Genomic DNA, 16,544 nt, shown 5'->3' with positions numbered 1-16,544 from the left:
AGTAAAAGGACAGAATCATGAGCATGGATGCAAATTTTAAAAACTATATGCAACAACTCTATGCAGACTTTAGCGCTCACGATGCTGCGCAAAATCACCGACTTGCGCGTTACCGAAATATTGAGCCTGAGTCTGCACTGTTTTTAGCTATGCAAATTCGCTTAAAACAAGCCAAACAGATCTTGGAAATTGGAACATCTACAGGCTATTCCACGCTGTGGTTAGCAGATGCTGCGCAGTCTACACAAGGGCGGGTCGAAACCATTGAAATTGATGCAGCGCGCATTGAGAAAGCTAAACAGCATGCGGAAAATTTAGCTTTATCCGAATACATCGAATTTCATCATGGCGATGCACTGCATTTTTTACAGCATTCAAATCGTCGTTATGACTTCATTTTATTAGATGCAGAACGTGATGCGTATGTGGCGTATTGGTCATATTTAGCTGAATTGATACAAGTTCAAAATGGCGTGTTGATCGTGGATAATGTGCTATCACATGCCAATGAGGTCGCTGAATTTATCCAACGTGTTGAAGCGGATGATCGTTTTATCAGTACGACCTTAAATGTGGGCGCAGGGCTCTTTATGGTGACTTGGCGCAACTAAAAATCAGGGCATTCAGCCCTGATTTGATCAAATTTTTTTTAATTAGTAAAAATACTGTTGCTATAGCGCTGAGCTTGTAGCGGTTTAACCCTGTAAGCTTACTCGTGAAAAATGTAGATCATATTCTAAATATTTGTGGACAAATGCCGTTTTATCACTACATCGAAGTAAATTATCATAAATAAAAGGTGAAACTGGATAAAAGAGATCCCCAGAACCATTCGCATAAAAAATTTTTAAGTAACGTGAAGAAGAACTGTATTTCCAAGAAGTTACCACAGTTGTTGTCATAAGCCACCCCCTTATTGCGTTGTTATAGTCATACTGCAGTTAAAGGTTTATCTCATTTGAAATTAAGACAAATTTAGGGCGTGGAGTATTGCAGAATTGTTAAAAATAATGTTTTATCTCACATTTTTTTCATTTCTTTATCAACTAATTTGATAAAAATAATGCCAATTCAGAGAAATGCCATAAGCGTCATTATCGCTTGTTGGTGTCGAGAGAGTTAAAAACTACGGCATTGTTCTGATTTATTGCCTTTGACTTGGTTGTTGCTGCCATTAATTGAAAAAGCATTTTCAAGACAAATTAAATTACCTGCGATTTCGTTATTATTTAGCACAATATTGCCGTTATTTTTCTTTAATTTCAGGTCGCCTGAAATTTGGTTATTGAGGAGTTGGATGTTTTTCCCTGTCGTAAAATCGACATTGCCATTGATATTGTTATGATTGGCAATGATCTTGGTAAAATTTTTATTCGATTCAATATTGCCTTTGATGTGGTTGTCATGTAGTTCAACACTGGCGCCATTTTCTAAAATCACATTGCCATGAACAATTAAACCCTCAAGCTGACAATTTTTTTTGACTTTAATATCTTCACGAATACTTTGGTTTTTAATTTCACCTTCGCAGTTCATGGCAGCAAAAGTTGTAAACGAACATAAAATTAAACTGATCGAGACGAAATATTTTTTCATGGGCTTACATCTTCCTGAAATAAGCAATTGACCTAAAATTCATGTTAAAAATACTGAAATACTGGCAAAGATGTAAGCCTAGACAATCAAGTTTGCGGCGCATTTTTATTATATTTGTGTAAGTTCTAACTTGATGAATATCTACAGATATGTGGATAGTGCTAGTACGTTAAAGTTGTATGAATAAAGTGTGAACTGCGTAGGGTGTATAGAGGTATATACTCGCAGATAATAGGCATAAAAAAACCACGCTAAAAGCGTGGTTTTTAAATCAGTTCAATCTAATACAGATTAGATTTTACCAACTAGGTCGATTGAAGGAGCAAGAGTTGCGTCGCCTTCTTTCCATTTAGCTGGGCAAACTTCGCCTGGGTGAGCGTGTACGTATTGAGCTGCTTTAACTTTACGAAGAAGTTCTTGAGCATCACGACCGATACCACCAGCGTTGATTTCAACGATTTGGATTTTACCTTCTGGATCGATAACGAAAGTACCACGATCAGCAAGACCGTCAGCTTCGATTAATACGTCAAAGTTTTTAGCAAGAGTCCAGTTCGCATCACCAACCATTACGTATTGGATTTTTTTGATTTCTTCTGAAGAATCGTGCCAAGCTTTGTGAGTGAAATGAGTGTCAGTAGAAACTGAGTAGATTTCAACACCTAGTTTTTGGAATTCTGCATAGTTGTCAGCAAGGTCACCAAGTTCAGTTGGGCAAACGAAAGTGAAGTCAGCTGGGTAGAAGAATACAACAGACCATTTACCTTTAAGATCAGCTTCAGTTACTTCGATGAATTGACCATTTTGGAATGCTTGTGCTTTAAACGGTTTAACTTCAGTATTAATTAAGCTCATCATTGTCTCCATGATTGAGGTTTGTTTTTGATTTCCAATAGGGTACAGAAATTTTTCTTATTGCTGAAATAGTATTTTTACATAACTAATATCGGAAAATCCGAATTAGTACACTCCAGAACTATTTCAGCAATAACGATTATTTATCATTATTTCATTCGATATAAGCCATATCAATGCCATATAAAGTTGAAAGTAAAATGACAAAATCATCTTTTCAAAGTCTGTAACCAACATGATGCTTGTGGCATAAGATTTCAAGGGTGATCTCTAAAAAAGTTATAAAAAATATTTCAAATTATAGAATTTGTTCATATAAGATGGCATGAACATAAAATGATTCCAGATTTGATCAAGTGCTTAGTCAATTTTTTCGTATCATTGCCATTCTCAGTCTTGCACTTGCATCACTATGTATTCTTAAAGTTGAAGATATAGGTACAAATTTATGTATCTATGAATACTTACAACCTCAAAAAGCGACCTATTTTAATGAACTATTAGGAACTTCATCAGATGATCCTACGCTATTGAGTACCATGGGAATCGTTGGAATCTTCTTTTTTTTCCCACTGTTGCTATCATTTAGACGTGCTTGGTATGTGGTTATATTATGGCTATATGCGATTTTTCAATTCATCATCATTTTAATGATAGAAACTGCTTCAATTTCAAAAATTATCTATGACAGTATTGTTTATTGTCATAATGGTTGGTTGTTCGCATGGGTGATCGGGCAGAGCATATTTATTGTTTTTAGTTTCGTTTACATTTTCTATGGCACTGAAACTAATGTATAAAGCTTTCAAATGGATTGGCTTGAGTTGCCTATTCTAGTCAGCATGTGGCTTTATTATTCTGTACTGGATGAATCAAGAATGTGCTTTCATTTCAAGGTGCTAGCCCGAATCAAATTAATTATTAGGCTGAAATGAATGGTTCTTCATCGGATGAACCTCTTTTATTTATTTTTATTGCGTTGATTTGCATTTTATTTTCAATTTTTTTTTGTGCTTAGCAAAATCTGTTCATTATTTCTTGATCATCACTTTCACTTTATTGATGTTTTTAATTGTGCCATTGAGTATATTCTATACAGTGTCATTTTATCAGCCATTACATGGCAGTATTGAAGCATGTGGCAATTATTGGTTATTGGCCGCAATTTTAGTTTTTTATCATTTTATTCTGTTCGGCTTTACCTATTGGTTTCAGGCACGCAAAAAATAGATTCATCTTTCACTATTTTTACATACAGCGTAAAATATTCGGTTCTATTTTAATTATTAGGATAATGCATCTGTGCCAAGTCAGTTAAATGTCGATCAATTGGTCATGGTTCGTGATCGCCATCGCTTAAGTCGGCTGAAAAAAGGCAAAGAGGCCAATCCTGAAAAATTTCAAGATTTGTTTGAAAAGTCGAATGCGAAAGTGCGCGAACGGATTGCCCGCATTCCCAATATTAAATTAAATCAAGACTTACCTGTTACGCAGTATGCGGACAAACTAATTGAAGCGATTCAAAAGCATCAAGTGATTATTGTGGCAGGTGAAACGGGTTCGGGTAAAACCACACAGTTGCCTCAAATTGCCATGCTTGCAGGTCGTGGTTTAACAGGTTTGATTGGCCATACTCAACCCCGTCGACTAGCAGCGCGTAGCGTTTCGCAACGTATTGCCGAAGAAGTGGGCGAAAAGCTAGGGGAGTCGATCTCCTTTAAAGTTCGTTTCAATGAACAAGGTTCACAAGATTCCATCGTGCGTTTGATGACTGACGGTATTTTATTGGCTGAACTGGCCAATGACCGATTCTTAAATAAATACGACACGATTATTATCGATGAAGCGCATGAACGTTCGCTAAATATCGACTTCATCATGGGCTATCTCAAACAGCTCTTGCCACGTCGTAAAGATCTCAAAGTCATTATTACTTCCGCGACATTAGACGTAAACCGCTTCTCTAATTACTTCAATGGGGCACCTATTTTTGAGGTGGAAGGTCGAAGCTTCCCTGTAGAGTTGCGTTATCGTCCGATTTCAGAGCTGAGCATTGTCGGCAGTGATGATGATGAATTTGACGATTTTGAAGAAAATTTACCCCGTGCCGTGGTTTCGGCAGTAGAAGAATGTTTTCAAGATGCGCAGGAAAAAGGTCATCCTGAACATGCCGACATTTTGATTTTTGCCAGCACTGAACAAGAAATTCGTGAGTTACAGGAAACACTGCAAAAGTTTGGGCCACGTCATACCGAAGTTTTACCTTTATATGCTCGATTGGCTTTGGCAGAACAGCAAAAGATCTTTAATCCATCGGGTGGTGGGCGACGTATTATTATTGCCACCAACGTGGCAGAAACGGCTTTAACCGTACCGAATATTCGCTACGTAATTGATAGTGGCTTTGCTCGGATATCCCGTTATAACTATCGCTCACGTGTACAGCGTCTACCGATTGAGGCTGTATCGCAGGCGGCAGCAAATCAGCGTAAAGGTCGTTGTGGTCGTATCGCACCGGGTGTCTGTATTCGACTATATTCAGAAGAAGACTTTATGAGTCGTCCTGAATTTACTGAGCCTGAGATTAAACGAACCAACTTGGCCTCGGTTATTTTGCAAATGCAAAGTTTGGGCTTTGGTGAATTAGAAGACTTTGATTTTATTGAGCCGCCAGATCATCGTTTGGTGAATGATGGTCGTAAGCTGTTAATTGAATTAGGTGCTTTAAAAGAAAAATCGGCGTATGCATCGCCAGTTGCTTCGGATAGCCAAGCAAAACAAGGCACAAAACATGCGAATAATAAAAATGGTGCTTTAACCAAAATTGGTCAGCAAATGGCGAAAATGCCAATCGACCCGCGTCTTGCGCGGATGATTTTGGGTGGAGCGCATTTTGGCGTATTAAATGAAGTCTTGATTATTGTCGCTGCTTTAGCGGTACAAGACCCACGTGAACGTCCTGCGGATAAACAAATGCAGGCCGATCAGAAACATGCTTTGTTCCGTGAAGCTGACTCGGATTTCTTGTTCTATATCAAATTATGGGAAGCTTTGGTTGCTAACCGTGACATGAGTGAGAATAAGCGTCGAACCTTTGCACGCAACCATTTCCTTAGTTGGTTACGCCTCCGTGAGTGGAAAAAAACCCATGAGCAATTGGTGGATTTGGCTCAGGGCTTAAAACTGTCCTTTAATGAAAAGAAGGCCAATTATGAAAATCTGCACCGTGCGTTATTAACGGGTTTACTTTCATTTATTGCCAACAAAACCGATGAACGTAATGTGTTCATGGCAGTGCGTCAGCAAAAGGCACGCATTTTCCCTGCATCAACTTTGCATAAAACCAATACACCTTGGGTCATGGCTTTTGAGATGGTTGAGACCTCTCAGGTATATCTTCGTACATTGGCGAAAATTGAACCTGAATGGATTTTATTGGCTGCAGGCGATTTATTGAAGCATTATTATTTTGAGCCGCATTGGTCGAAAAAAGCTGGTGTGGTGAATGCTTATGATCAAATTTCTTTATTTGGTTTGATTATTGAGCCACGTCGTCAGATTAATTATGAAAAAGTGGATCATCCGGCGGCGCATGAAATTTTCCTACGCGATGCGTTGACGACGGGACATTTGGGTATTACGCCGCCGTTCTTAAAACACAATTTATTAAAACTCGAAGAAGTTGAGCGTGTTGAAGATAAACTGCGTCGTCGTGATTTGGTGGTGGATGAAGAAACCATCTACCAATTTTATGCTGCAAAAGTGCCTGAAGAGGTGGCAAGTCGTCGTAGTTTTGAAGACTGGCGTGCAACTGTAGAACCGAAAAATCCACGGCATTTATTTATCGATGATGATGCGCTTTGGATGAATGACCGTCCAACGACCCAGCAATTTCCAGACTACCTACGAAATGGTGAACTGCATTTGGCTGCAAGTTATCGTTTTGACCCAAGTCATGATGAAGATGGTGCAACGGTCAAAATTCCAGTTCAAGCTTTGCCGCAAGTGGATGAAAATATTTGGTCATGGGGTATACCTGGTTGGCGACAAGACCTGATTGAAGCCTTGCTTAAAGCATTGCCTAAGGATAAACGCCGTCACTTGGTGCCAATACCAGATACAGCGCGTAAATTAATGGATCGTGTCGATGCCGTGCATTTGCGCGAGCATATTTTTAGTTTCTTGGCGTTCCAACTACGTGGTGAGCAAATCACAGATAAGGACTTTTCTTGGGAGCGCGTTGAGCAATATCTGCTGCCTTTAATCAAAGTCATTGATGAAAAAGGCCGTGTGATTGAGCAAGGTCGTGATCTAGATGAACTCAAAGCACGCTGTCGTACGGAAACTCATAGCCCAGTCAAACAGTTAAAAGGTGAGTTTAAAACCTTCCCTGATAATTTTGTGTTCGAAGCATCACAAAAAGTCACGGGTGTGGTGGTGAAACAATACCAAGCGCTTGTTCCAGTCAAAGGCTTTGCAGAGTTGGATGCCAAAGATGAATCGGGTGTGGTGATTCAGACTTTCAATGACCAATTTGAAGCAGTCAAACAACACCGCGAAGGGATCATTCGTTTGGTTCATATGCAGTTGGGTGACTTAGTTCGTCAGTTGAAAAAACAGATATCTAAACCCTTGGCATTGGCTTATTCACCGCTAGGTGACAAAGCCAAACTAGAGCAAATGTTAGTTTATGCCACACTTCAGCTTGCAATAAATGAGCTACCTGTCAATGTGCAGGAGTACCAAAACCTGATTTTAAATGTAAAGAAATCTTTCTTAACCCATGGGCAACAAGCATTAGCCGTTTTAACTGAAACCTATATTCAATGGCAGGATATACGTCGGAAATTATTGGTTTTAGATGATTCTGTGTTTGGAAAGAATATTGATGACATTGAAGATCAGCTCGATTTGATGCAACTTTCAGATTTTGTTTATGGCAAAACTTCCGATGTGTGGCTCGAATTTCCAAGATATTTGAAGGCATTAGTCTTGCGTTTAGACCGCTTGCCAAATAACCTACAAAGGGACAATTCTGCCATTGATCAAGTTGACCCATGGATGGAAAAATTATTTAAGTTTAAAAATGACACTCGCCTTAAAGAATTGTATTTCATGGTTGAGGAGTTACGCATCTCTATTTTCTCTCAACCAATGAAGACCAAGATGCCAATTTCTCCATCCCGCTTGCAAAAAGTATGGGATAAGCTCGGAATCAGTTAAGATATAGGTAATTTCTAAAAGGAGTTTTACATGGGCATCCGCATTACGGGTACAGGTCTTTATCATCCAGAAGACGTAATTACTAACGAAGAGTTAGTTGAAGCTTTAAATGCTTATGTGGAACAGTACAACAGCGACAATGCTGAAAAAATTGAAGCCGGTGAGCTAGAAGCGCGCCGTGGTTCAAGTGCAGAATTTATCGAAAAAGCGTCTGGCGTGAAAGCACGTTATGTTGCTGAAAAAAGCGGTATTTTAGATCCAAAACGTTTACGCCCAGTGCTACATGAACGTCCAAATGATGAAATTTCGCTACAAGCGGAATGGGGTGTTGCTGCGGCTAAACAAGCGATGGAAAATGCAGGAGTGACTGCAGAAGACATCGATGTAGTGATTTTGTCTTGTTCAAATATTCAACGTGCTTATCCAGCCGTTTCAATTGAAATTCAAACTGCGTTGGGTATCCAAGGTTATGCTTACGATATGAACGTTGCATGTTCAGCTGCAACTTTTGGTATCAAACAAGCTTATGACGCGATCAAATCAGGCGCTCGTCGCGTGTTATTGGTGAACGTTGAGATCACATCTGGTCATACAGATTTCCGTATGCGTGACTGCCACTTCATCTTTGGTGACGTTGCAACGGCTTCGATCATTGAAGAAACTGAAACCAAAGCTGGTTTTGAAGTGTTGGATATTGACCTGTTTACGCAGTTCTCAAACAACATTCGTAACAACTTCGGTTACTTAAATATGAGTGAAGTCGATGCTGACATCGACAACAACCGTTTCCGTCAAGACGGTCGTAAAGTATTTAAAGAAGTGTGTCCATTAGTGGCGAAAATGATCACCAAGCAATTGGATGACAACAAAATTGCGGCAACAGATGTAAAACGCTTCTGGTTACACCAAGCAAATGCCAGCATGAATGAATTGATTCTGAAACTGGTTGTGGGCAAAGAACATGCTCAGCCAGACCTTGTGCCAATTATTCTTGATGAATTTGCCAATACTTCATCAGCAGGTGTCATTATTGCGTTGCACCGTACAGCGAATGAAGTAAACCATGGCGAATACGGTGTACTTTGCTCATTTGGTGCAGGCTACTCAGTAGGTTCTGTACTTGTTCAAAAACATGATGCTGCCTAAGGTCGGCACATTTGCAGGTTGAACATGATGCAAAATGGATAAAGCGTTTAAGCGCTTTATCCCGCATGTATTTCACGCCAACTTTTTTAGGCGCTGAATACATCGATGCATCTAAACCTGCAATGTATGTAGGGAATCACACAATTTACGGTGTACTCGATTCACCAGTGATTATTGATTATCTCTACAATGAACATAAAGTGGCTGTGGTTAGTATTGCTGATCATAGCCATTTTTATTTGCCCGGTTGGCGTGGCATGGTCAAAAAGTTCGGTGCAGTCCAAGGTATTCAGGACTATGTCAGAACAGTGATGCAACAAGGTTATTCCATTTTAGTTTTTCCCGGTGGCGGTCGAGAGGTTTTGAAACGCAAAGGCGAAGCCTATCAACTGATCTGGAAGCAACGTTTTGGCTTTTTAAAACTGGCGCAAGAATTTAATTATGATATCGTGCCTTTTGCCGCTTTAGGTGGGGATGAAGTCTTTGAGCTGGGTTTTGATGCCAGTGTGATTGTTGAACATCGTTGGTTTAAACAACTATTAAAAATACAAAAAATCGATAAATTATTACGTCATGGTGATGTGATTCCGTCTTTACCCAAACGAATTATCCCCAAGCGCATTCCATTCTATTTTCAATTTTTACCCCGTCAAAGTTTGAGTCATATTCAGAGTGTGGAAGATTTAAAGCTCTATCGAGAGGCACTACAACAAGATATTTACACTGCGATAGAACAGCTTAAAAAAATCCGTTCAGAACAACATTCTACAGATCAATAATAGTGACTACTCTTCAACTTCATCCATTTTTTATTCGTCACAGCTCAAAATCATGGTGAATTTTGTCACAACAATAGCTTTTAGACTTTTTTATTGAATGCCTTTGTATTGACCTTTTGTACAGCTATTTGGCTGATTAATGGCAGTAGTCGGAGCATTAAACTTTGACTATAGTGAAGGTTGAAAAATAATCAACGAACGTTAGGGCGGAAGATGGAAAAGAAAAGCTTGACCCCGCAGCTTGAGCATATTGCTCGGCAACTTATTCGAATATCTCCAAGTTTAAAGCAGTTGTATCAAGAGCAAATGGATCTTGCTACAGCACTCAATTCACAAAATATCTTTAAAATTGAACAAGAGCAGCACCGCATTCAACTGTGTAATGGACTGTGGACCTTACAGCTACAAAGTCGTGAATCGATTGGCTATCAGTTTCCTAGAAGTCCATTTAGACCCATCAAAATTGTTGAATTGCATTCGACCGTGCCATGTATTGAAGTAGTAGAAGATTTCTTATTTCATGAATTGTATTTTTTTACTGGCGACCTAAAGCCGCAACATTCACTCTTGCTCAGAGAAAAAGCACAGCAATTTAGACAATTGATCTTACAGTCGATTTTTCAACATCTAAATGGGCCAGCGCGTGTTCAGCAGTTTTTAGCACAGATGACAGCAGTTGAAGCGCAAATTTTTGATCAGTTGATGCAAGAGCAGCAGATTTATCAGACACCGCTATTACAAACCTATATCGAATGCCAAATCTGTCTACCACATTGGTTGATGCAAAAGATTGAGCAGATGTTCGCACTCAACTCACTTACAGAAGCTGAAATATTGCCGATACAGCTCTTGATGGATAGTTTGGACGAGATTTGTTTTGCTACAGCACAATTTTTAGATCCGACCATATACAGGATCATGAGTTTGAGTTATGAAGATCGGTTCAATTTACAAGAATTAAATGAACATATAGAAGATATTATTTTGTTGCTCGACCATGCATATGAGCGTCCCAATTTGTTGGGTTTTATTCGTTTGATGCATCGAGATGTTTGGGCAGAGCAGGACATATTAAGCCATAGTAATTTTGTGCAAGCCACAGCAATTTGGCAAAAAAAATGTGGAAAACTCCCTTTACTCGATAACAACCGTGCAGTGCGATGGATGTTCAAGCAGTCAGCCGAAGTGTTGGATTGGCTGAGTCGTAATTTTCAACACAGTAATGTACGTGTGGCTGTGACGGCATTGAGTTTCGTCGATACGCAGCATATTCATCCAACATTGATTCTTGCGACCTTACAACACTTTCAATTTGTTGCAGCGCGCTTATTTATTCAAAATTGCCATACGATTGCGCATGAACAAGATTGGTTTAATCATGAAAAAAATCTACAGTTTGTTTTACAGCGAAAATATCAGCAGCATGATGACCATCGTGTTGTCATCAGCCCATCGATTTTGTATTTAGATGAATGGTTGATTTTAATGCGACAGGTGTTAGGCGCGGAGGATCAGGCCATAAAAAAAGTCTATCTACCTTTGAGCCGTATTATGCAGGCCTATCTGCAACATTTAGTACGTTGTACGCAGCATTTACCACAGGCTTTGATGGATTTTATTCGTCCAGAAACCCAAGAAAATCGCCAGTTTTTAAGTATGTTACGACAGCATAAAATTCAACTGCAGGATTTTCGAAATTTATTTTATTTAAAGCATGCTAATTTAAGAGTATCTGTATTTGATGCCTATGTGCGTGATTATGTCAGTGCGACTTATTCTACAGGTCATACAGTCCCAAAAAATATTACCTGGAATGGAGTCTTTCATCAGGCGGTACATTGGCATGCCAAGCAACAAAAGCAGGAAGTGTTAACTCAATTAAAACGCCAATTTGCGACAACGGTCTGGCAGCCGTTTACAACTGACGACAAAATATATTTTCAAGATTGGGTCTTTGAAGAGTTAAAAACCATCGATCGAATTATTGATGAATCTATTCAGTTTAAACATTGTTTGGCATCAAGTTATAGCGCCAGTATCATTGCAAGAGTATATGTAGCTTTTCATATGTATCATCCCATTTTGCATGTTTCGATGACTTTGGGTTGTCATGTGCAAAACCAGATTTTGGTTTTTGATCAACTCGAGTATTCAAATAATACCCAAGCAGAAATAGAAAAAGTTAATATCGCCAAAGAATTTTTAAATAGGTTCAATAGCTTAAAGTAAGATTGGCAAAATACGGATTTAGTAAACTATGTTGTGCGCTTAACTTTTGAGTCAAAAATCGTTAGGCTATAGCCGTTCTTTCACGGTATAGGTCTTATGAAACAAGAAACTGCACTCAAGCTGCTCAAAGCAGGCGAAAATGTGTTTTTAACAGGTTCGGCTGGTGCAGGTAAAACTTATACTTTAAATCAATACATCAATTATCTGAAAGCGCGCAAAGTGCCGGTGGCAATTACGGCTTCTACAGGGATTGCTGCAACCCATATGAATGGCATGACAATTCATACATGGGCAGGGATTGGGATTAAAGATGCGATTTCCGAAGATGAGTTAAAGCGCTTAAAAGAACGTAAATATTTAAAAGAGCATTTGGAAAATGCCCAAGTTTTAATCATCGATGAAATTTCGATGTTGCATGCCAAGCAATTAAACTTGGTGAATAAAGTTTTAAAATTTTTTAAAGACAGTGAAGATGCTTTTGGGGGGATTCAAGTCATTGTTGCAGGTGACTTCTTCCAGTTACCCCCTGTGGGACGCAAAGGTGAATTAAACCGTGACAAGTTTTGCTTTATGTCTGAGGCATGGGTAGAAGCGAAGTTTCGCGTGTGTTATTTGACCGAACAACATCGTCAGGGTAATGACTATCTCAATGATATTCTAAATGCGATTCGTGCTCAGCAAATTACGGGCGATCATTTGCATGCTTTAAGGCAGACAAGTTCACAAAATATAGGTGAAACCTTTACGCGCTTGTATACCCATAATATGGATGTAGATAGTATTAACTATAAACATCTAAATGAAATTGAGCAAGAATCTCGCCAGTTTGAAGCCCAATGTGATGGTAATGATAAACTGATCGAAACCTTAAAATCTTCAGTGCGTGCGCCGGAAACTTTGACCTTAAAGAAAAATGCCAAAGTGATGTTTGTAAAAAACAACTTTGACGTGGGCTATATCAATGGCAGCCTCGGTGAAGTGATAGGTTTTGAAGAAGATGATGAATATGGCATCTTGCCTAAAGTAAAACTTACGGACGGTACGACCTTGGTGGTAGAACCTGAAACATGGTCTGTCGATAATGATGATGGTAAAACCATTGCCAGTTTCCAACAAATTCCACTGCGTTTGGCCTGGGCGATCACCATTCATAAATCTCAAGGGATGACCCTTGCAGCGGCTGAAATTAACTTGACGCATACTTTTGAAAAGGGTCAGGGTTATGTGGCATTGTCTCGTTTAAAAACATTAGATGGTCTGCGTTTACTTGGCTTTAATGAACAAGCCTTAGAACTCGACAGTTTGGCGATTAAAGCCGATCGACGCTTTCAGGAACTTTCTGATGAAGCGGAAACCAATTTTGCAGAGGCTGATTTAACAGTACAACACAAAGCCTTTATTCGCCACTGTGGCGGAACACTGAATGAAGTGGAAATCGAGCGCAATGAAAAGAAAATTGCCAAAACTGGAGCAAAACAAAGCTTTGCCACAGCGACTTTAGATCAAACTCGGGAGTTGTTTGAGGAAGGTTATGAAATTCAAGATATTGCAGTGGAGCGTGGTTTAACGCCAGCTACGATTATTAATCATTTGGCTCGTCTGCAAAAAGAGCAAGGCTTGGATATCTCGGTGGCACATCCGGGAGAAGACGTGGTTGAACAGGTGCGTAAAATCTATAAACGCTTGGCGAAGCGACAAGACCCAGCACATTATAATGATGACGGAACGGTTAAGCTGCGCCCAATTGTGGAGTTGACCAGTCCACGCATGGGTTATGACCAAGTTCGTTTGGCTTTATTATTTGTGGAATAACACATTCTTTGGATTACATGCATTTAAAGCCAGATTGATCAATCTGGATTTTTAATAAGGGGCATCGTGTTTATTTTCATCCTTTGCATCTGCTTAAAAACGATGAATTGGTGATTAAAGTTCCAAATAAAACTTTAAATGAATAAAACTTAATAAAATAATGATAAGGTGAGTATAATTCATTAATGCTTTGCGAAAACTATTCGATTGCAAAGTTGCTCCCAAGTTTAGTTGAGAACAATCATGTTGGAATTACGCCATCTCAAAACCTTATTGGCACTCAGAGAACACGGTTCTTTGGTCGCTGCATCTAATGATCTGTGTTTAACGCCTTCTGCGCTTTCACATCAGTTGAAAGAGCTTGATCATTGGTATGGGGTAGAGGTGGTGAACCGACGGACACGTCCTGTGACCTTTTCGAATGTTGGGCAACGTTTACTACGCCTTGCCGATGACATTTTGCCGCAAGTTCAAATTGCGCAATCGGACATTACACGTATTGTGCATGGTCAAACTGGCCGAATTATTTTTTCTTCAGAATGCCATAGTTGCTTTGACTGGCTGATGCCGTTATTGAATGTCTACCGTCAGCAATACCCCGATGTAGATTTGGACTTTGCATCTGGCTTTGAAGCCAATCCGCATGAACTATTACAAACGGGCGAGTTTGATCTTCTGATTACTGCAGACCCGATCAATTTAAAAGGCGTGGAATATTTCCCAATCTTTGAATATGAATCTCGTTTGGTATTGTCCAATACACATCCATTGGTTCGTGCGACAAATGTGACTGTTCAAGAATTAGCAGAAGAAACGCTGATTACCTATCCGGTTGATAAACATCGTTTAGATATCATGGCGAAATTATTTTTACCGGCCAATATTCAGCCTAAACATGTCCGTACCACAGATTTGACCCAGATGCTGATTCAGTTGGTTGCAAGTGGTCGTGGTATCGCGGCATTACCTGATTGGGTCGTGAATGAATATGAACAAAAAGGTTGGGTGACCTCTCGACGTTTAGATTGTGTTTCACCTGAAGGTTTAAGACGAACTTTGTACGCCGGTTATCGTACCGAAGAGGCTGAAAAAAGCTATTTTGAAGGCTTCCTAAAACAGTTGGCGAAATTCTCACAAAAGCGCAATCAATATTATTCCAACTAAGGAGGATCTATGACACAGAGTCTTTTTGTATGCGGGACATTACGTCTAGGTCAGCCCAATGCTCATGTGATGGAGCACATAGGTGGCGAGTGGAAGAAAGGTGTGGTTTGGGGTGAGTTAGAACATAAAGGCTGGGGTGCGGCGATGGGCAGTCCGGGCATCCGTTTATCGAAGGCAGGTCAAGCCATTGAAGGCTATGTTTTTATCTCTGAAAACTTAGCAGCTCATTGGGCTGCTTTAGATGAATTTGAAGGTACTGAATATCAACGTGTTGCTGTCGATGTACAACTGGAAGGCGGAGAATGGATGCAGAGTGAAATTTATGCATTGAAATAATATCCAGGGGGAGAGTCGTAAAATACGTGGGCCATCCATACATCATGACTTTCCCCAACCTTCGATATGTGTATCGATGATTCTGCTTGCTCTGTTGTTTCCTTGAGTGCAATTTTTTAAAGAGCCGTATCTAAAAGAGTTGTATCTAAAGTGCTTGAATGCACAGAAATCACTTTAAGATCGCTATACAAGTGGATGAATAATTTTTAGAATTGAGCTGTATCTCACATTGAACCCTGTTTGAACTCAATCATGCCCAATTCTATAGAACCCTCACCAACTCAACTCATGTCTGTGATTCAAACTCAGACAGCTATTGCCAAACTGGGTTTAGATCTAAATGCAGTGATGACCGTAGTGGCAGAACAGGCGCAGCAGATTACACATGCTAAAGGTGCAGTTGTAGAGTTGGCTGAAGATGGTGATATGGTCTATCGTGCAGTGTCTGGCGGGGCGAGCCATTTACTGGGTTTAAGACTTCATATTGAAAACAGCTTATCAGGTCTATGTATTGCGCAAAAACAAACACTGTATTGCCAAGATTCGGAAACAGATGCACGGGTAGATCGCGTGGCATGTCAACGTGTTGGATTGCGTTCGATGGCAGTAGTGCCATTGATTCATTGTGATGAAGGTGTCGGTGTTTTAAAGATTTACTCTGACCAAGTCGATGCCTTTCAGGAAGCCGATTTACATATATTGAGTTTGATGTCAGAGTTGATCGCTGCGGCGATGTACCATGCGACACGTTTCGGTGCGACAGAGTTATATAAATTGGCGACTCAAGATAGCTTAACCGGCTTAGCCAATCGGGCTTTGTTTGTCGACTTTTTACGTCAAGGGATAGAAAAAGCACGCGTGCAGAAAAAAATACTGGGTATCTTGATGATTGATATGGATGGTCTGAAGCCGATTAATGATCAGTTTGGACATCGCATTGGGGATGCTGCACTGAAAGAAATTGCACAGCGCATTTTGCGTGAAACACGTCAAGATGACTTGGTCGCACGCTTGGGTGGCGATGAATTTGCTGTGATTTTAACCAATATTGCCAACTTAGAACGTGCGCAAACGGCGATGAATCGAATCGCAGAAAGTTGCGGACTGCCATTTGCATTCGAGCAAATGAGCTTGAAAATTGGTGCCAGTATTGGCATGGCTTTATTTCCAGAGGATGCCGAATCCATCGATCAATTGGTCGAAATGGCAGACTTGAAAATGTACGCCAATAAGCGTGAACGGAAACAAGTAAATATTGAATAACTCACTGCTTAAATAATTCACTAATTGTTATGCAGGTGAATTCCTTCACTACCGCCAAATTATTGAAAGTATCAGAAAAAACATTTTTGATGGGAATACGTGTTGTCTCAAACAATTGCAGATGACATCACGGAATATTAT

At 39.8% G+C, this 16,544-nt stretch carries 12 protein-coding genes; 9 read left to right on the top strand and 3 right to left on the bottom strand.

The features are described 5' to 3' along the window. Positions 1 to 17: 17 nt before the first annotated feature. Positions 18 to 611 carry an O-methyltransferase gene (locus AC4CU0_RS09645; protein WP_180007359.1) on the top strand — a complete coding sequence of 198 codons (594 nt, stop codon included), beginning with the start codon at positions 18 to 20 and terminating at the stop codon, positions 609 to 611. An 84-nt stretch (positions 612 to 695) separates the two neighbouring features. Here the strand turns inward: AC4CU0_RS09645 and AC4CU0_RS09640 are convergent, their stop codons facing one another. From AC4CU0_RS09640 to ahpC, 3 genes are all read right to left on the bottom strand, one after another. After that, entirely contained in the window at positions 696 to 902 is a 207-nt protein-coding gene (locus AC4CU0_RS09640; protein WP_078189026.1) for a KTSC domain-containing protein, read from the bottom strand. A 217-nt stretch (positions 903 to 1,119) separates the two neighbouring features. Next, positions 1,120 to 1,596, bottom strand: a complete 477-nt coding sequence (locus AC4CU0_RS09635) for a hypothetical protein (protein ID WP_180163000.1) — start codon at positions 1,594 to 1,596, stop codon at positions 1,120 to 1,122. Between the two features lie 291 nt (positions 1,597 to 1,887). Continuing rightward, the gene (gene ahpC / locus AC4CU0_RS09630) at positions 1,888 to 2,451 is read right to left on the bottom strand and encodes an alkyl hydroperoxide reductase subunit C (protein ID WP_078193727.1); all 564 of its coding nucleotides are present in this window, start codon (positions 2,449 to 2,451) and stop codon (positions 1,888 to 1,890) included. Between the two features lie 1,335 nt (positions 2,452 to 3,786). Here ahpC and hrpA point away from each other — a divergent pair. From hrpA to AC4CU0_RS09590, 8 genes are all read left to right on the top strand, one after another. Beyond that, a complete protein-coding gene (gene hrpA / locus AC4CU0_RS09625; protein ID WP_218955630.1) occupies positions 3,787 to 7,674 on the top strand; it encodes an ATP-dependent RNA helicase HrpA in 3,888 nt (1,295 codons plus the stop codon). Between the two features lie 30 nt (positions 7,675 to 7,704). Then, entirely contained in the window at positions 7,705 to 8,820 is a 1,116-nt protein-coding gene (locus AC4CU0_RS09620; protein ID WP_180026928.1) for a beta-ketoacyl-ACP synthase III, read from the top strand. A gap of 11 nt (positions 8,821 to 8,831) precedes the next feature. Continuing rightward, positions 8,832 to 9,599, top strand: coding sequence for a 1-acyl-sn-glycerol-3-phosphate acyltransferase (locus AC4CU0_RS09615; RefSeq protein ID WP_490743027.1), 768 nt, complete (start codon positions 8,832 to 8,834; stop codon positions 9,597 to 9,599). A 213-nt stretch (positions 9,600 to 9,812) separates the two neighbouring features. Further along, positions 9,813 to 11,828, top strand: a complete 2,016-nt coding sequence (locus tag AC4CU0_RS09610) for a hypothetical protein (RefSeq protein ID WP_490743026.1) — start codon at positions 9,813 to 9,815, stop codon at positions 11,826 to 11,828. A 96-nt stretch (positions 11,829 to 11,924) separates the two neighbouring features. Beyond that, the gene (locus AC4CU0_RS09605; protein ID WP_111885078.1) at positions 11,925 to 13,640 is read left to right on the top strand and encodes an AAA family ATPase; all 1,716 of its coding nucleotides are present in this window, start codon (positions 11,925 to 11,927) and stop codon (positions 13,638 to 13,640) included. A gap of 243 nt (positions 13,641 to 13,883) precedes the next feature. Next, positions 13,884 to 14,804, top strand: a complete 921-nt coding sequence (locus AC4CU0_RS09600; RefSeq protein WP_078189020.1) for a LysR family transcriptional regulator — start codon at positions 13,884 to 13,886, stop codon at positions 14,802 to 14,804. Between the two features lie 9 nt (positions 14,805 to 14,813). Beyond that, positions 14,814 to 15,140 (top strand): gamma-glutamylcyclotransferase family protein, encoded by a 327-nt coding sequence (locus AC4CU0_RS09595; protein ID WP_180003110.1) that lies wholly within the window; start codon positions 14,814 to 14,816, stop codon positions 15,138 to 15,140. A gap of 252 nt (positions 15,141 to 15,392) precedes the next feature. Next, positions 15,393 to 16,403, top strand: coding sequence for a diguanylate cyclase domain-containing protein (locus AC4CU0_RS09590; RefSeq protein WP_490743025.1), 1,011 nt, complete (start codon positions 15,393 to 15,395; stop codon positions 16,401 to 16,403). The last annotated feature ends 141 nt before the right edge of the window (positions 16,404 to 16,544 follow it).

The organism is Acinetobacter sp. LipI_15 (genome assembly GCF_058242865.1).
The sequence above is the reverse complement of the archived record's forward strand: the minus strand, read 5'-3'. Positions and strand labels throughout refer to the sequence as shown.